General features: G+C 68.7%; 15 protein-coding genes. 6 read left to right on the forward strand and 9 right to left on the reverse strand.

The features are described from left to right. Window positions 1–75: 75 nt before the first annotated feature. Both EIP85_RS08415 and ptsP read left to right on the forward strand, forming a co-directional pair. Window positions 76–1335 (forward strand): aspartate kinase, encoded by a 1260-nt coding sequence (locus EIP85_RS08415; RefSeq protein ID WP_127901731.1) that lies wholly within the window; start codon window positions 76–78, stop codon window positions 1333–1335. Window positions 1336–1375: 40 nt separating this feature from the next. Next, complete coding sequence (ptsP, locus tag EIP85_RS08420; protein ID WP_241559929.1) at window positions 1376–3655, forward strand: phosphoenolpyruvate--protein phosphotransferase; 2280 nt, start codon at window positions 1376–1378, stop codon at window positions 3653–3655. A 75-nt stretch (window positions 3656–3730) separates the two neighbouring features. On the opposite strand, the gene EIP85_RS08425 is transcribed toward ptsP, so the two are convergent. Both EIP85_RS08425 and EIP85_RS08430 read right to left on the reverse strand, forming a co-directional pair. Then, complete coding sequence (locus EIP85_RS08425) at window positions 3731–4483, reverse strand: EcsC family protein (protein ID WP_127901732.1); 753 nt, start codon at window positions 4481–4483, stop codon at window positions 3731–3733. A 66-nt stretch (window positions 4484–4549) separates the two neighbouring features. Continuing rightward, a complete protein-coding gene (locus tag EIP85_RS08430) occupies window positions 4550–5062 on the reverse strand; it encodes a GNAT family N-acetyltransferase (RefSeq protein ID WP_127901733.1) in 513 nt (170 codons plus the stop codon). An 84-nt stretch (window positions 5063–5146) separates the two neighbouring features. Between EIP85_RS08430 and EIP85_RS08435 the strand changes: the two genes are divergently transcribed. Continuing rightward, window positions 5147–5755 carry a flavin reductase family protein gene (locus EIP85_RS08435; protein ID WP_127901734.1) on the forward strand — a complete coding sequence of 203 codons (609 nt, stop codon included), beginning with the start codon at window positions 5147–5149 and terminating at the stop codon, window positions 5753–5755. Between the two features lie 97 nt (window positions 5756–5852). On the opposite strand, the gene EIP85_RS08440 is transcribed toward EIP85_RS08435, so the two are convergent. Together EIP85_RS08440 and trxB are read right to left on the reverse strand one after the other, a co-directional pair. Then, a complete protein-coding gene (locus EIP85_RS08440) occupies window positions 5853–7559 on the reverse strand; it encodes a bifunctional sulfate adenylyltransferase/adenylylsulfate kinase (protein WP_127901735.1) in 1707 nt (568 codons plus the stop codon). A gap of 140 nt (window positions 7560–7699) precedes the next feature. After that, window positions 7700–8668, reverse strand: coding sequence for a thioredoxin-disulfide reductase (gene trxB, locus EIP85_RS08445; RefSeq protein WP_127901736.1), 969 nt, complete (start codon window positions 8666–8668; stop codon window positions 7700–7702). A 210-nt stretch (window positions 8669–8878) separates the two neighbouring features. On the opposite strand from trxB, the gene EIP85_RS08450 reads away from it, so the two are divergent. Continuing rightward, window positions 8879–9379 carry an Lrp/AsnC family transcriptional regulator gene (locus tag EIP85_RS08450; RefSeq protein ID WP_127901737.1) on the forward strand — a complete coding sequence of 167 codons (501 nt, stop codon included), beginning with the start codon at window positions 8879–8881 and terminating at the stop codon, window positions 9377–9379. A gap of 41 nt (window positions 9380–9420) precedes the next feature. Here the strand turns inward: EIP85_RS08450 and EIP85_RS08455 are convergent, their stop codons facing one another. The 5 genes from EIP85_RS08455 to lgt form a co-directional block, all read right to left on the reverse strand. After that, window positions 9421–10212 (reverse strand): Hint domain-containing protein, encoded by a 792-nt coding sequence (locus EIP85_RS08455; RefSeq protein ID WP_127901738.1) that lies wholly within the window; start codon window positions 10210–10212, stop codon window positions 9421–9423. A gap of 250 nt (window positions 10213–10462) precedes the next feature. After that, window positions 10463–10609 carry a hypothetical protein gene (locus EIP85_RS22760; protein WP_164871679.1) on the reverse strand — a complete coding sequence of 49 codons (147 nt, stop codon included), beginning with the start codon at window positions 10607–10609 and terminating at the stop codon, window positions 10463–10465. 170 nt (window positions 10610–10779) lie between these two features. Next, window positions 10780–11535, reverse strand: coding sequence for a peptidoglycan editing factor PgeF (gene pgeF, locus EIP85_RS08460; RefSeq protein WP_127901739.1), 756 nt, complete (start codon window positions 11533–11535; stop codon window positions 10780–10782). Then, on the reverse strand, window positions 11535–12605 hold the full coding sequence (locus EIP85_RS08465; RefSeq protein WP_241559930.1) for a class I SAM-dependent methyltransferase: 1071 nt from the start codon (window positions 12603–12605) through the stop codon (window positions 11535–11537). Before EIP85_RS08465 ends, pgeF begins: the two co-directional genes overlap by 1 nt. Further along, a complete protein-coding gene (lgt, locus tag EIP85_RS08470; RefSeq protein WP_127901740.1) occupies window positions 12602–13546 on the reverse strand; it encodes a prolipoprotein diacylglyceryl transferase in 945 nt (314 codons plus the stop codon). Before lgt ends, EIP85_RS08465 begins: the two co-directional genes overlap by 4 nt. 117 nt (window positions 13547–13663) lie before the next feature. Between lgt and EIP85_RS08475 the strand changes: the two genes are divergently transcribed. Then, on the forward strand, window positions 13664–13936 hold the full coding sequence (locus EIP85_RS08475) for an accessory factor UbiK family protein (RefSeq protein WP_127901741.1): 273 nt from the start codon (window positions 13664–13666) through the stop codon (window positions 13934–13936). Between the two features lie 97 nt (window positions 13937–14033). Beyond that, entirely contained in the window at window positions 14034–15731 is a 1698-nt protein-coding gene (gene ade / locus EIP85_RS08480; RefSeq protein ID WP_127901742.1) for an adenine deaminase, read from the forward strand. Window positions 15732–15734 lie beyond the last annotated feature (3 nt).

Genomic DNA, 15734 nt, shown 5'->3' on the forward strand with positions numbered 1-15734 from the left:
CCCCTTGCACCCGCCCCCCGCCGCGCATAAGAAACGCCCGACGTTTTTTGGCCCGGGGCGCAACGGGGGAGCCTGATGCCGGTTCTGGTGATGAAATTCGGCGGCACCTCGGTGGCCGACCTGGCCCGCATCCGCGCCGCGGCCGAGAAGGTGAAGCGCGAGGTCGATCGCGGCCACGATGTCATCGTCATCGTCTCCGCCATGTCCGGCAAGACCAACGAACTCGTCGGCTGGGTCGAACAGACCTCGCCGCTCTACGACGCGCGCGAATATGACGCCGTCGTCTCCTCGGGCGAGAACGTGACCGCCGGCCTGATGGCGCTGACCTTGCAGGAGATGGACGTGCCCGCGCGCAGCTGGCAGGGCTGGCAGGTGCCGATCCAGACCACGTCGCAGCACGCATCGGCCCGCTTCGTCGACATCCCGCGCGAGAACATCGACGCCAAGTTCGCCGAGGGCATGAAGGTCGCGGTCGTGGCGGGCTTCCAGGGCATCAGCCCCGAGGGCCGGATCACCACGCTCGGCCGTGGCGGATCGGACACCACCGCCGTGGCCTTCGCGGCTGCCTTCGACGCCATCCGCTGCGACATCTACACCGACGTCGACGGCATCTACACCACCGACCCGCGGATCACATCCAAGGCCCGCCGGCTCGAGAAGATCGCCTTCGAGGAGATGCTGGAGCTCGCCTCCCTCGGCGCCAAGGTGCTGCAGACCCGCTCGGTCGAGCTCGCCATGCGCTACAAGGTGAAACTGCGGGTCCTCTCCAGCTTCGAGGACACCGACGACAATTCCGGCACGCTCGTTTGTGACGAGGAGGATATCATGGAATCGAAAGCCGTCTCTGGCGTCGCCTATTCACGCGACGAAGCCAAGATGACGCTGGTCTCGGTCGAGGACCGCCCCGGCATCGCCGCCGCCATCTTCGGCCCGCTGGCCGAGGCCGGGGTGAACGTCGACATGATCGTGCAGAACATCTCCGAGAAGAACTACGGCACCCATACCACCGCGGTGACCGACATGACCTTCTCGCTGCCGGTGAACCAGATCGCCCGCGCCCAGAAGGCGCTGGAGGATGCCAGGACCTCCGGCTCGATCCGCTATGATGAGCTGGTCGGCGATACCGACGTGGCCAAGGTCTCGGTCGTCGGCATCGGCATGCGCAGCCACGCCGGCGTGGCGGCGGCGATGTTTAAGGCACTCGCCGCTGAAGGAATCAACATAAAGGTGATTACAACCTCCGAGATCAAGATTTCGGTGTTGATCGATCGGAAATATATGGAACTCGCCGTGCAGGCGCTCCATGATGCCTTTGCTTTGGATGCGGCGGCCTAGGCCTTCCTGATCCCCGGGAAGACCGCCGACCGGAGGGGATATGGCCGACGACATGGCCAAGACAGCGGATGATGATGGGACCGACAGCGACAGCCGGCGCCTGCTGCGCCGGTTGCGCGACACCCTCGCCGGTCCGGGCGAGGGGCAGGAACGGCTCGACCGCATCACCCACCTCATCGCGGATTCGATGGGCTGCGAGGTCTGCTCGATCTACCTCTTCCGCGACGAGGACACGCTGGAGCTCTGCGCCACCGAGGGTCTGAAGGCGGAGTCCGTCCACATGACCCGGCTGCGGCTGGGCGAGGGCCTCGTCGGCCGCGTCGCCCGCTCCGGCACCGCCATCAACACCGCCAACGCGCCCGCCGAGAAGGGCTTCCGCTACATGCCCGAGACGGGGGAGGAGATCTATTCCGCCTTCCTCGGCGTGCCGGTGCAGCGGCTGGGCGAAATGCTCGGCGTCCTCGTCGTGCAGTCGAAAGCCGCGCGGCAATATTCCGACGACGAGGTCTACGCGCTCGAAGTGGTCGCCATGGTGCTGGCCGAGATGGCCGAACTCGGCGCCTTCGCCGGCGAGGGCGAGGCGCTCGCCGCCCCGCACCAGCATTCCGTCCTCTTCCGCGGCGGCACCGGGCAGGAAGGCACGGCCGAGGGCCGCGTCTGGCTGCACGAGCCGCGCGTCGTCGTCACGAACCCGGTCGCCGACGATCCCCAGGCCGAATGCGAGCGCCTGCGCGAGGGGGTCGCGAAGCTGCGGCTTTCGGTCGACACGCTGCTGACCCAGGCCGACAGCGCCGACGGAGAACAGCACCAGGTGCTCGAAGCCTACCGCATGTTCGCCAATTCCCGCGGCTGGCTGAACCGGATGGAAGAGGACATCCTGCGTGGCCTCTCGGCCGAGGCCGCGGTCGAGAAGGAACAATCCGCCACCCGCGCCCGGCTGGCCCAGGTGCCCGATCCCTACCTGCGCGAGCGGCTGCACGATCTCGACGACCTCTCCAACCGCCTGCTGCGCATTCTCACCGGCCAGGGGGCAGAGACAGGTGCCGCCATGCCCGACGATCCCGTGCTGGTCGCGCGCAACATCGGGCCCGGGGAGCTTCTGGAATACGGCCGCAAGCTGAAGGGCGTTGTGCTGGAGGAAGGCGCCGTCGGCTCCCATGCCGCCATCGTCGCCCGCGCGCTGGCGATCCCGCTGGTGATCCATGCCGAACGCATCACGACAGAGGCGCTGAACGGCGATCACATTCTCGTCGACGGGGACCAGGGCCTTGTCCACCTGCGCCCCGACGAAACCGTCGCCGCCGCCTTCCGCGACAAGATCGCGATGCAGGCGAAGGCGATGGAACGCTACGCGGGCCTCCGCATGCTGCCGGCGGTGGCGAAATGCGGCACCACGGTCGGGCTGCACATGAACGCCGGGCTAATGGCCGACCTGCCCTCGCTCGAGGGCTCGGGCGCCGAGGGCGTCGGCCTCTTCCGAACCGAGCTGCAGTTCCTGATCCGCAACAAGGTGCCGAAACGAGGAGAGCTCGCCGCGCTCTATTCGCGCGTCCTCGACGCCGCCAAGGGCCGCCGCGTGGCTTTCCGCACGCTCGACATCGGATCGGACAAGGTGCTGCCCTTCATGAAGCGCCTGGACGAGCCGAACCCGGCCATGGGCTGGCGCGCGATCCGCGTCGGGCTGGAGAAGCCGGGCGTCCTGCGCATGCAGCTCCAGGCCCTCCTGCGCGCGGCGGATGGCCGGCCGCTGACGGTGATGTTCCCCTTCATCGCCCAGTTCGAGGAATTCCTCGAAGCGCGCGAGCATCTGCTGGAAGAGATCGACCGCGAGGGCCAGCTTGGCCATACCCTGCCCGAGAAGATCGAGATCGGCGCGATGCTGGAAACCCCCAGCCTCGCCTATGCGCCCAAGGCCTTCTTCGAGCTGGCCGATTTCATCTCCATCGGCGGAAATGATCTGAAGCAGTTCTTCTTCGCCGCCGACCGCGAGAACGAGCGCGTCCGCCGCCGCTACGACACGCTGGACGTAAGCTTCCTGTCCTTCCTGCAGCACATCGTGCAGCGCTGCGAGGACAGCAACACCGCGCTTTCGTTCTGCGGCGAGGATGCCGGCCGCCCGGTGGAGGCGCTCTGCTTCGCCGCCATCGGCCTGCGCTCGCTTTCGATGCGCCCGGCCTCGATCGGCCCGGTGAAATCCCTCATCCGCCGCGTGGACCTGAAGGAGGCCCGCGCGGTGATCGAGGAAGCCGCCGCCAGCGGTGCCCAGTCGGTGCGCCCCGCCGTGCTCGACTGGCTGTCGCGCCAGGGCGACGGCTCCTAGGCCACGCTCTTTTTCCTGGCCTAAATACTCTCGGGAGGGGGGGCAGTCAGCCCCCCGGCCAGCGGCCCTTCCGCCTCAGGCCAGCGCCGCGCGGAATGCGTCCAGCACCGCCTCTTCGCCATGGGTCTCCGCCAGCCGCTTCAGGCCGAAACGGACATGTGCCATTTCCTGGTAATAGGTGACGAAGGCGTAGTTGATCCCCGCTCCCGCCACCGCGCCCAGAAGCGGCACCGCCTCCGCCGCGAGCTTCTCGCCCAGCACCGAGGCGAAGCGTGGCGCGACCGCGGCGACCACCCGGTTCAGCGTGCCGCCGGTGATCGTCACCCGCGCGCCGAGGAACGAGGTGTTGACCCCGTCGTCGCGCTTCAGGGGCCCGCCCGCGCCGAAGACCTGCAGGCATTCCAGCCGCGTCGTGGGGTCCTTCGGATCGTAGCCATAGCTCTCGGCGATCTTTTGCAGGCCGCGGAAGATCACCGTCACGGTCAGCGGCAATTCGGCAATCGCCGTGCCGATGCCGCCGAGCCCGCCGAAAGCCCCGGTCAGCGTGGCAAGCGCCAGGTGCCCCCGGTCGCCGATCTTCGGCCCCTCGCCAAGCGTCTCCCCGGCCAGCCGGTAGCTGCGCTCCAGCGCGGTGGCGGTGGCCTTCTCCAGCCGGTCCTTCACCCCGTCGGGCAGCTTTTCCAGCCGGTTCTCGATCCGCGAGCCGGCAGCGTTTATCACCGCCATCACCGCGCCGCCGGCCTTGCGGTGACGCGCGGCCAGCGCCGCGATGCGGTCCATCGGCAGGGCCTCGCGGGCGGGGACGATCTCTGTGTTCGGTTCGCTCATGCCCGGAAAGGTAGGCAGCCGCGAGGGCCTGCGCAAGCCGCCCGCCGCGGCTGGGCGACGGGCGCCTCAGGCCGCTCCGCGATCTGGGCCCTCGGGATCGTTCCAGGCGCGCACCTCGCCCGTGATGCCCGCCCAGGCGCCGGAGGCCAGCTCGAACCCCAGAACCCGGGCCGGGTTGGTCGGCGGCGGCATGATCACACCCTCGAGCCTGCGGAAGCCGAAGCGGCTGTAATAGGGCGCATCACCCACCAGCATCACCCGCGCCCAGCCGAGCCGGCGCGCCTCGGCGAGGCTTTCATGGATCAGGTATCCGCCCAGCCCCTCGCCCTGCCGCGTCGGGTGAACCGCGACGGGCCCCAGAAGCAGAACCGGATGCCCCGCCACCCGCACCGGCCAGAACCGGATCGCCGCCGCCAGCACCCCGTCCTCGCGCAGGACCAGGCACAGCTCGCGGACCTTCTCCACCCCGTCGCGCAGCCGGTAGGAGGAAAGCGCCGTGCGGCCCGGTGCGAAACAGAGATCATAGAGCGCCTCGACCTCCCAAGCGTCGGCCTCGGTCTCCTCCTCGAGCTGGTACATGCCCCCCGTTCCCTCCGGGCCGAATCTTCTGGAAACGCGGGTAACATGGCCCTAGGTCAGGGGCAAATTGGATCAGGAGCCTTCATGTTCTATCGCCCCGCCGACGGCCACGGCCTGCCCCACAACCCGTTCAACGCCATCGTCGCGCCGCGCCCGATCGGCTGGATCGCCACCCGCGGCGCGGACGGGTCCGAGAACCTCGCCCCCTATTCCTTCTTCAACGCCGTGGCCTATACCCCGCCGCAGGTGATCTTCTCCTCGACCAGCACCAAGCCGGATCGACCGCGCGGCAAGGACAGCCTGTCGAATATCGAGGAAACCGGCGTCTTCTGCGTCAATATCGTTGAAGAGGCGGCATGCGAGGCGATGAACCGCACCTCCGGCCCCTGGCCGAAGACGACCGACGAGTTCGCCGATGCCGGCATTGCGAAAGCCGCCTGCGAGACCATCGCCTGCTCGCGCGTCGCCAACGCGCCGGCGAGCCTCGAATGCCGGCTGGTGCAGGTGGTGCAGCTCCTCGGCAAGGCGAACTTCCTGGTGATTGGCGAGGTGACGGGGGTTCACATGCGCGACGACTGCATCGTCGACGGCCGTTTCGACGTCACCCGCTTCCACCCGGTCAGCCGCCTCGGCTACCGCGACTTCGCCGTGGTGACCGAGACGTTCGAGATGATCCGCCCCGGCGAGAAGTAGGCACCGAGGCGCGGCAGAGGGTCAGCGCCCGCCCTTGGGAACGGACGGGCGCTGGCCCGGCGGGCTTCGCCCGCTGTTTCGGGCCAAGGGCCGAGCCCTACCCCGCGATCAGCCCCATCTGCTCGAGCTTGAGCACCACCTGATGGGCGCAGGTATCGACGTCCATGCCCTCGGTGTCGACCCGCAGCTCCGGCGTACCCGGCGCCTCGTAGGGGTCCGAGATCCCGGTGAACTCCTTGATCTTGCCCTCGCGGGCGAGCTTGTAGAGCCCCTTGCGGTCGCGCCGCTCGCATTCCTCAAGGCTCGTGGCCACATGCACCTCGACGAAGGCGCCATAGGCCTCGATCATCTCCCGCACCGACCGCCGCGTCGCCGAATAGGGCGCGATCGGGGCGCAGAGCGCGATGCCGCCGTTCTTGGTGATCTCGCTCGCGACATAGCCGATCCGGCGGATGTTGATGTCGCGGTGTTCCTTGGAGAACCCGAGTTCCGACGACAGGTGCTTGCGCACCACGTCGCCGTCGAGCAGCGTCACCGGCCGCCCGCCCATCTCCATCAGCTTCACCATCAGCGCATTGGCGATGGTCGACTTGCCGGAGCCCGACAGCCCGGTGAAGAACACCGTGAAGCCCTGCTGCGCCCGCGGCGGAGAGGTGCGGCGCAGCTCCTCCACCACCTCGGGGAACGAGAACCACTCCGGGATCTCCAGCCCCTCGCGCAGCCGCCGCCTCAGCTCGGTGCCCGAGATGTTGAGGACGGTCGTGCCTTCCGGCACCTCGTCCACCGGGAAATACTGCGCCCGCTCCTGCACGTAGACCATGTGCTTGAACGGCACGACCTCGATCCCGATCTCTTCCTGGTGCTTCAGCACCATTTCCTGCGCGTCGTAGGGGCCGTAGAAATCCTCGCCGGCGGAGTTCTTGCCGGGGCCCGCATGGTCGCGGCCGACGATGAAATGGGTGATGCCGTGGTTCTTGCGGATGATCGCATGCCACAGCGCCTCGCGCGGCCCGCCCATCCGCATGGCCAGGTTCAGCAGCGACAGGTGCGTGGTCGACTGCGGATACTTGTCCAGAACCGCCTCGTAGCAGCGCACCCGGGTGAAATGGTCCACGTCACCGGGTTTCGTCATGCCGACGACCGGGTGGATCAGCAGGTTCGCCTGCGCCTCGCGCGCGGCGCGGAAGGTCAGTTCCTGATGCGCGCGGTGCAGCGGATTGCGCGTCTGGAAGGCCACGACACGGCGCCAGCCAAGCTTGCGGAAGAAGGCGCGCAGCTCGTTCGGCGTGTCGCGGCGGCCGCGGAAATCGTAATGCACCGGCGGCTGGATGCCGGTGACCGGCCCACCCAGATAGACCTTGCCGGCAGTGTGGTGCAGGTAGTTGACCGACGGGTGCGCCAGGTCATCCGCGCCGAAGACGGCCACCGCCTCGCGCGCCTTGTCTGGCACCCATTTGTCGGTGACCGAGAGGATCGCCAGGATCACGCCCTCGGCGTCGCGCAGCGCGATATCCTGCCCCGGCTCCACCTTCTCGGCGAAGGCCTCCGAGACATCGAGGTTGATCGGCATCGGCCACAGCGCGCCGGAGGCCAGCCGCATGTCGTCCAGCACGCCGTCGTAATCGGCTTCGGTCATGAAGCCCTTGAGCGGGTGGAACCCCCCGTTCATCAACAGCTCCAGGTCGCAGACCTGCCGCTGGGTCAGATCCCAGGACGGCAGCTCGCCGGCCTCGACCTTCAGCTTCTGGGCAGACTCGTAGGAAACGTAGAGCTCCGGGATCGGGGCGTGATTGGCATTCGACATGAGGTCTCGGCTTTCGTCAGCTGCGGATGGGGCCTTGCCCGGCGCGGCTTTAGCCGGAAACCGGGACGAAATTCAAGCGAACCCCATTCTGCAACCGCAAATACGGACCAGTTCCCGGCCCATCGCCGCAGCCCGGGATATTATTCCGCCGCGGCCGCCTCCGGCACCGCCGCTTGTTCCGCCAGCCAGCGCTCGGCGTCGAGCGCGGCCATGCAGCCCATCCCGGCCGAGGTCACCGCCTGACGGTAGACATGGTCGGTCAGGTCGCCCGCGGCGAACACGCCGGGAATCGAGGTGCGGGTGGAGCCGGGCTCCACCTTCACATAGCCGCCGTGATGCAGCTCCAGCTGGTCCTTCACCAGCTCCGAGGCCGGGGCGTGGCCGATCGCCACGAAGAAGCCGTCGCAGGGGATGGTGCTGACCTCGCCCGTAAGCGTGTCCTTCACCCGCACGCCGGTGACGCCCAGCGGGTCCTCGGCGCCAAGGATCTCCTCCACCGTCTTGTTCCAGGCGAAGGAGAGCTTGGGATTGTTCTCCGCCCGGTGCTGCAGGATCTTCTCGGCCCGCAGCGTGTCGCGCCGGTGGATCAGCGTGACCTTCGAGGCGAAATTGGTCAGGAACAGCGCCTCCTCGACCGCGGTGTTGCCGCCGCCGATCACCACGACCTCCTTGCCGCGGTAGAAGAAGCCGTCGCAGGTCGCGCAGGCGGAGACGCCAAAGCCCTTGAACTTCTCCTCGCTCGGCAGGCCCAGCCACTTGGCCTGGGCCCCGGTCGCCAGGATCACCGCATCGGCGGTATAGGTCGTGCCACTGTCGCCCTTCGCCGTGAACGGACGATGCGAAAGGTCGAGCGACGTGATGATGTCGCCCACCACCTCGGCGCCCATCGCCGCCGCATGGGCCTCCATCCGAACCATGAGGTCGGGGCCCTGCACTTCGGTGTCGCCGGGCCAGTTCTCGACCTCGGTGGTGATCGTCAGCTGCCCGCCCGGCTGGATCCCCTGCACCAGCACCGGCTCCAGCATCGCGCGCGAGGCGTAGACCGCCGCCGTGTAGCCCGCCGGCCCGGACCCGATGATCAATACCTTGCTATGACGCGTCTCGCCCATCGCCGCCCCCATCTTCGCTCTCGCATTCGCTTGCCAGCCCCGATATAGGGCCCGCGCGGCGCCGGGGAAAGCCCCATGCGGCGGCAGGGCTCCGCCCCGCCCGAGCGGCAAAACACCGTGAGTATGCGTCGAAATATTGCGCGGTATTGAAATAATATTGCGCGAGACGCAGCTATTGCGTAAGTTCCTGCTCAGGACGAAGGACACAGCATGAGCGCGACCAAACTAGATCCGATCGACCGCAAGATTCTGGCGGAGTTGCAGGCCGATGGCCGAATGACCAATGTCGAGCTGGCCCGCCGCGTCGGCATCTCTGCACCCCCCTGCCTGCGCCGGGTCCGCACGCTGGAGGAAGCCGGCTACATACGCGGCTACCACGCCAATATCGATCCGCGCGAGCTGGGCTTCGAGGTCCAGGTTTTCGCCATGGTCCGCCTGCATTCCCAGGCCGAAGTCGACCTCTCCGCTTTCGAGCGCCGCTGCAAGGAATGGCCGCTGGTGCGCGAGTGCCACATGCTCAACGGCGAGATCGACTTCATCCTGAAATGCGTGGCGCCGGACCTGTCCACCTTCCAGACCTTCCTGACCGAGCAGCTCACCTCGGCCGAGAACGTCGCCTCGGTGAAGACAAGCCTCGTCATCCGCTGCGCCAAGGACCAGCCGGGCGTGCCCTTCGACGTTCTGGAGGACCGGGTCAGCCGCGGCAGCTGAGCCAGGGCGGCTCAGAGTACTTCGGCTCAGACCACTTCGGCTCAGGCCACGGCGATGCGGTGGCCGGGTGGGACCGGGCCGGGGCGGCGCGGCTTCGGCAAGGCCTCGAACTCGTGCAGCCTCTCCGCGTTCGGAAACAGCGCAAGGAAAAGCGACAGAAGATCCGGCGACAGGTGCCCCGCAGCGGTGATGTCGGGCGAGAAGCTGCGGAAGGCCACGCCATTGGCCAGCAGCGTCCGCCCGCTCGACAGGCAGAGGTGATAGGCCGATACCGGCGTCTGCGGCGTCAGCTCCACCACCGTGTCGCCATCGACCAGCACCTCCGCCGGCAGGAAATCCCCCTTCCGCGCCGACCAGACCCGCGCCCCGGGGCCAAGCAGCAAATCCTGCATCGGCCGGCCGAAGCCCAGCGCATCGGCGGTGAAACGGTAAAGTCGGTCGGGCCGCCCGGCACCGCTGGAGCGCAACGGATAAAGCGTGAGATTGCCGCGCCAGAGCACCTGCTCCGTCCCGGCCTCGGCGGTCTCGACCCGGTCGCCGGGGCGCAGGTCCTCGATCGCCACAGGACCGTCGGGGGTGGCCAGAAGCGTGCCGCGGGCAAGCGCGTTGAAGGCGTTCTCGAAGAAGGACGAGGCGGGGGCGAGGCGGTTGATCTCCACCTCCTGCCCCTCGGCATCGAGGCAGATCGCCTCGTAGCGGCGCAGAAGCGGGCGCGACCGGCTGCGCGCTGCGGGATCGGGTGCTGCATCCGGTGCGGTCTCGGGCCGGGACGCGGTAGGGGTTTCGGCGGCGGTTACGGCGTCCAGATCGGCCGCGGTTGTGGGACGGTTCATGGCAGCGGCCTCCCGGCTCCGGCCGCCGGCGAGGGCGCCGCGTGCAAGGCCCCGCCCCGCGGCCGCGAGGGGCGGCCAGTGGCGGGGGATGGGACGATCGGATGCAGCGAAAACTCGGTCATCGGCGGTAATTGTCTAGGGGCGCAGAGGGCGAAGGGCGCATATCCCCACGTGCCCGACCCTCGCGCGATGTGATGATGAAACGCTCCGCGGTGCCGCCCCGGCGGCCCGTTCGGCGCGTGCGGGCCGCTCAGTTCGCGGCAGCGGCCGGCTTGGCCTTCGGTGCGGCCGCAAGGGCCGCCGGCATGCGGCGCGTCGCGCGCTGCCAGGGCAGGCCGGGCTGCGGCTCCGCGCTCGCGGCCAGGATCGACTTCATCCAGCGACTAGTCTTTTTCATGGTCCCGTTCCCTTTCCCATGCCGGTTCCCGGGCGCAGCGCAGAGACCGGCGCACCCGGCGGCTCCCCCAAATTCGCCGCGCATTGGGGCACATTCACGGCCTGCGGGTGACGATTGTTCGTGGATCGGTTCGGATTTTGGCCGAAATGCGTCCGCCCGGCCGGCCGGGGTCAGAGCCGGATGACCGACAGCAGCCGCCCGTAATCGGCCTCGCCCGCATGGGTGGCGCGGCGGAAGGAATAGAACCGCGCCGGATCCGAATAGGTGCAATGGCCGATCCATTCGGCCTCGCCGATCCCCGCCTCGCGCAGCCGGTGAAGCCCGAAGGAGGGCAGGTCGAACACCATCCGGTCGCCCGTGCCGCCGGCGAAGAAGCGGGCATAGTCCGGATCCTCGGCCATGAAGCTGTCGAGGAACTCCGGCCCCACCTCATAAGCACGCTGGCTGATCGTCGGCCCGATCGCGGCGCGGATCGACGCCCGCGTCGCGCCAAGCGCCTCCATCGCGTCAAGCGTCGCCTCCAGCACACCGCCGAGCGCTCCGCGCCAGCCGGCATGGGCCGCGCCGATGACCCCTGCCTCCGGGTCGGCGAAAAGGACGGGCTGGCAGTCCGCCGTCAGGATCCCGAGGCCAAGCCCCGGCACGCGCGTGACCATCGCATCGGCCTCGGGCCGGCCCTCGGGCGGGGCGTCGAGCGTCAGCACCTCGGCCGAATGGATCTGCCGCAGCGTCACCATCCGATCCGGCGCAAGCCCCATGGCGGTGGCAGCCCGCGTGCGGTTGATCGCCACCGCATCGGAAAGGTCGGAGGAGCCCGGCCCGCAGTTCAGCCCCTCGAATATCCCCGACGAGGCTCCGCCACGCCGGGTGAAGAACCCGTGGCGGACGGATCCCAGGCAGTCTGCATTCAGGATTTCCAGCGTCATCAGGCGAATCCCGGAGGCGGCGCCGCAGCGGACGGATGGATGGCGATTACCTGGAACACCCTTCCCATTTCCTCTGGATGGGTCAAGCGGCGATGTGCCGCGACATGCGCCTCCAGTGCCGCGCCCGAAAGCCGGGCGGCAAGGCCCCGCGCACGCGCACCGATCCCCAGCCGCTCCAGCCAGAGCCCCTGATCCGTCATCGGCGTATGGGCGACGCCCGGCACCGCGCGGGCGGCCTGGGCCAGCGCCTCGAAATCCACATGCGCGGTCAGGTCGGCCTCGCCGGGCGCCGCGAAGGGGTCGGCATAGCCGTGCCGCGCCACCGCCTGGAACGTATCGCCCAGCGAATGCCAGCCGCCGTAATCGACGATCACCGCCGCGCCGCCGTGCCGCCCGATCCGCCCCGCGATCTCGCCCATCAGCACGGGCACGGCGGGGCACAGCTCCACCACATCGCCTGGCACGGTATCGGCAAGCCTGTGGGCCAGCGCGGACAGCGGCGCAGGCTCCGACAGGCTAAGGGCCAGCGCCCCGCCCGACAGCCCGACCATGCGCTCGCGCCAGCCCGCCGTGTCGCGCTGGAACTGGCGGATCGGCAGCGCATCGAAGAACTCGTTCGCCATCAGGAACAGCGGCGCCTCCGGCAGCTCCGCCAGCGTGTCGAGCCAGGTGACCTCGTATCCCTCCAGCGCCGCGCGCTGGCGCGCGCGCAGCACCGGCGAGGCCTCGATCAGATGCACCCGGATCGCGGCGTGAAACCCCGGAACGCCGCGCGTCGCGCGCAGCATGTCGGCCATCAGCGTCCCCCGCCCGGGTCCCGGCTCGGCCAGAACCACGGGGGCTGGCGCGCCCTGGTCCATCCAGGCCTGGGCGAGGCACAGCCCCGCCAGTTCGCCGAACATCTGCGAGATCTCTGGCGCCGTGGTGAAATCGCCCGCCCGGCCCAGCGGGTCGCGGGTGGCGTAATAGCCGTGCTCGGGGTCAAGCAGGCAGTCCTGCATGTACTCGGCCAGGCTCATCGGGCCCGAGGCCGCGATCCGCCGCGCGATCCGCGCGCCGAGCGGCGTCACGTCCCCGCCTTTTCTTGCGCCTTCCCGGCCGAGGCCGCCCGCCGTTTCGCCCGCCAGACCGTCCACCAGATCACGCCGAGCCCCACCGCGATCATCGGCAGGGAGAGCACCTGCCCCATGGAGAACCCGCCGAGCGATCCGAAGGAGATCACGTTGCCCGCCGGATCCGTGGCGGTGATGAACTGCGCGTCGGCCTGGCGGAAGAACTCCACGATGAAGCGTGCAAGCCCGTAGCCCACGAAGAAGGCGCCCGCCACGCGGCCGGGATATTTCAGCCAGCCGCGCCGCCAGGCAAGCCAGAGCAGGACGGCGCCGAGAATCACGCCTTCCATCAGCGCCTCGTAGATCTGCGAGGGCTGGCGGGTGCAGATCGTCAGCCAGTTCGGCCCGCAATTCTGCGCCTCGGGCCCCGGGAAGGCCACCGCCCAAGGCAGATGGCTCGGCAGGCCCCAGAGCTCGCCGTTGATGAAATTCGCGATCCGGCCCAGGAACAGCCCCGGCGGCGTCGCCACCGCCAGCGCGTCGGCGGCGGACAGAAGCGGGATCTTCTGCGCCCGCGTGTAAAGCACCAGCGCCAGCGCCACGCCGAGGAAACCGCCGTGGAACGACATGCCGCCGTGCCAGACCTCGAAGATCCCCGCCGGATGCTTGATGTAATAGGGCAGGTCGTAGAACAGCACGTATCCGATCCGCCCGCCGAGGACGACGCCGAGGATCACATATGTCAGCAGGTCCTCGACCTGCCGGGGCACCATCGGCGCCTTCTCCGACGGCCAGAGCCGGGGCGCCCTGACCAGCGCCACCACGATCCGCCAGCCGATCAGCAGCCCGCAGATATAGGCCAGCGCGTACCAGCGCAGCGAGAAGGCATATCCCAGCACATGGACGGTGAACACGTCCGGCGAGACATTGGGAAAGGGGATGTATCCGCGGCTGAACATGGCGCCTCCTCGGCGCTACCTGTGACGGGCGGCGCGGCGAAGTCAACCTTGTGCCTCTGCCGCCCGCACCCATATAAGGCGAACGTGACCGGCAACCGCAAGGCACGGAGGCGGCAGATGCAGACCCGAGGCAAGATGTTCGACGATCTCTCCAAACTGATGACCAACGCCATGGGCGTCGCCCAGGGCGCGCGGACCGAGGCAGAGACCGCGATGAAGGGCTGGATGGACCGCTGGCTCGCCGACCGCGACTTCGTCACCCGCGAGGAATTCGACGCGGTCCGCGCCATGGCCCAGAAGGCCCGCGAGGAGAACGAGGCCCTGAAGGCCCGTCTCGACGCGCTGGAAGCCGGGGCCGGCAAGACCAAGGACGGCAAGGCCAAGGGCTGACGGCGCGCGCCGCGGCCCTGCGGCCTTTCCCCGCCCGGGGGCTGGACGCCGGGCCGCACATACGGTCTTCTCTGCGCAAAATGCGAAGGAGAAGGCAATGGCGGAACTCGATCGGATCATCGCGGCAGCTCGGGGCGAGGTTCCGGCGGATCTGGTGATCCGCGGCGGACGGGTCTTCGACCTCGTGACCGGAGAGCTGGTAGAATCCGACGTGGCGATCCTTGGCGACACCATCGTCGGCGTCTTCGAGACGGGCTACGAGGGCGAACGCGAGATCGACGCCAGCGGGGCCGTACTCGTCCCGGGCTTCATCGACACGCACCTCCATATCGAAAGCTCGATGGTCACCCCGTTCGAGTTCGACCGCTGCGTCACCCCCCGCGGCGTCACCACGGCGATCTGCGACCCGCATGAGATTGCCAATGTCTGCGGCCTGACCGGCATCGACTATTTCCTTGAGGCCTCCGCCCGCACGGTGATGGACATCCGCGTCCAGCTCTCCTCCTGCGTGCCCTCCACGCATATGGAGACTACCGGCGCCCGGCTGGAAGCGGCGGACCTGATCCCCTACCGCGACCATCCCCGCTCCATCGGCCTCGCCGAGTTCATGAACTACCCCGGCGTCATCCACCGCGACCCCGGCGCAATGGCCAAGCTCGAGGCCTGGCGCGGGCGCCATATCGACGGCCACTGCCCGCTCCTCTCCGGCCGGGACCTCAATGCCTATGTCGCCGCCGGCATCCGAACGGAGCACGAGGCGACATCGGCCCCCGAGGCCCTCGAAAAGCTCCGCAAGGGCATGCGCGTGCTGATCCGCGAAGGCTCCGTGTCGAAGGACCTGAAGGCGCTGACAGGGATCATCACCGAACGCCATTCGCCCTACATCTGCTTCTGCACAGACGACCGGAACCCGCTCGACATCGCCGAGCACGGGCATCTCGACTACGTCATCCGTACCGCCATCGCCCGAGGCGCATCCCCGCTGGCCACCTACCGCGCCGCGAGCCTCTCCGCGGCCGAGGCCTTCGGCTTGAAGGACCGCGGCCTCATCGCGCCGGGCAAGCGCGCCGACATCGCCATCCTCGACAGCCTCGAGGGCTGCCACGCCCGCACGGTGATCTGCGGCGGCGTCGTGGCCGAACCAGAGGCCTTCGCCCGGCGCGAGATCCTGCCCCCCGTCGCCCGCCATTCGGTGAAGGCCCGCCGCGTCGCGGCCGAGGACTTCCGCACCGCCGGCAACCGCGCCGAAACCCCTGTGATCGGCATCCTGCCTGGCAAGATCATCACCGAACACCTGACCGAGACCATAGAACCCCTCGACGGCGACAAGCGCCCCGACCCCACCCGCGACCTCGTCAAGATCGGGGTGATCGAGCGGCACGGCGTGAACGGCAACATCGCCACCGGCTTCGTGCGCGGCTTCGGCCTGACCCGCGGCGCCATCGCCTCCACCGTCTGCCACGACCACCACAACATCGCCGTGGTCGGCGTCGATTACGTCGACATGGCGCTGGCCGCGAACCGGCTGGGCGAGATCGAGGGCGGCTTCGTGGTGGCCGCCGGCGGCGAGGTGCTGGCAGAGGTCGCCCTGCCGGTCGCGGGCCTCATGTCGCTCGACAGTTTCGAGACGGTCGAAGCCGCGCTCCGCAAGCTGCGCGCGGCGGCCAGGGGCCTCGATGTCACGCTGGAAGAGCCGTTCCTCCAGCTCGCCTTCCTCGCCCTGCCGGTGATCCCGCATCTGAAGATCACCGATCACGGCATGGTCGATGTCGACCGGTTCGAGGTGATGGTTTAATTA

It is taken from the genome of Solirhodobacter olei, from assembly GCF_004010155.1.
Taxonomy (GTDB): Bacteria; Pseudomonadota; Alphaproteobacteria; order Rhodobacterales; family Rhodobacteraceae; genus Solirhodobacter; species Solirhodobacter olei.

What these genes read in the sequence shown, in the direction of transcription:
- EIP85_RS08415 (WP_127901731.1), top strand. Translation starts at nt 76, where the DNA reads ATGCCGGTTCTGGTGATGAAATTCGGCGGCACCTCGGTGGCCGACCTG.
- ptsP (WP_241559929.1), top strand. Translation starts at nt 1,376, where the DNA reads ATGGCCGACGACATGGCCAAGACAGCGGATGATGATGGGACCGACAGC.
- EIP85_RS08425 (WP_127901732.1), bottom strand. Translation starts at nt 4,483, where the DNA reads ATGAGCGAACCGAACACAGAGATCGTCCCCGCCCGCGAGGCCCTGCCG.
- EIP85_RS08430 (WP_127901733.1), bottom strand. Translation starts at nt 5,062, where the DNA reads ATGTACCAGCTCGAGGAGGAGACCGAGGCCGACGCTTGGGAGGTCGAG.
- EIP85_RS08435 (WP_127901734.1), top strand. Translation starts at nt 5,147, where the DNA reads ATGTTCTATCGCCCCGCCGACGGCCACGGCCTGCCCCACAACCCGTTC.
- EIP85_RS08440 (WP_127901735.1), bottom strand. Translation starts at nt 7,559, where the DNA reads ATGTCGAATGCCAATCACGCCCCGATCCCGGAGCTCTACGTTTCCTAC.
- trxB (WP_127901736.1), bottom strand. Translation starts at nt 8,668, where the DNA reads ATGGGCGAGACGCGTCATAGCAAGGTATTGATCATCGGGTCCGGGCCG.
- EIP85_RS08450 (WP_127901737.1), top strand. Translation starts at nt 8,879, where the DNA reads ATGAGCGCGACCAAACTAGATCCGATCGACCGCAAGATTCTGGCGGAG.
- EIP85_RS08455 (WP_127901738.1), bottom strand. Translation starts at nt 10,212, where the DNA reads ATGAACCGTCCCACAACCGCGGCCGATCTGGACGCCGTAACCGCCGCC.
- EIP85_RS22760 (WP_164871679.1), bottom strand. Translation starts at nt 10,609, where the DNA reads ATGAAAAAGACTAGTCGCTGGATGAAGTCGATCCTGGCCGCGAGCGCG.
- pgeF (WP_127901739.1), bottom strand. Translation starts at nt 11,535, where the DNA reads ATGACGCTGGAAATCCTGAATGCAGACTGCCTGGGATCCGTCCGCCAC.
- lgt (WP_127901740.1), bottom strand. Translation starts at nt 13,546, where the DNA reads ATGTTCAGCCGCGGATACATCCCCTTTCCCAATGTCTCGCCGGACGTG.
- EIP85_RS08475 (WP_127901741.1), top strand. Translation starts at nt 13,664, where the DNA reads ATGCAGACCCGAGGCAAGATGTTCGACGATCTCTCCAAACTGATGACC.
- ade (WP_127901742.1), top strand. Translation starts at nt 14,034, where the DNA reads ATGGCGGAACTCGATCGGATCATCGCGGCAGCTCGGGGCGAGGTTCCG.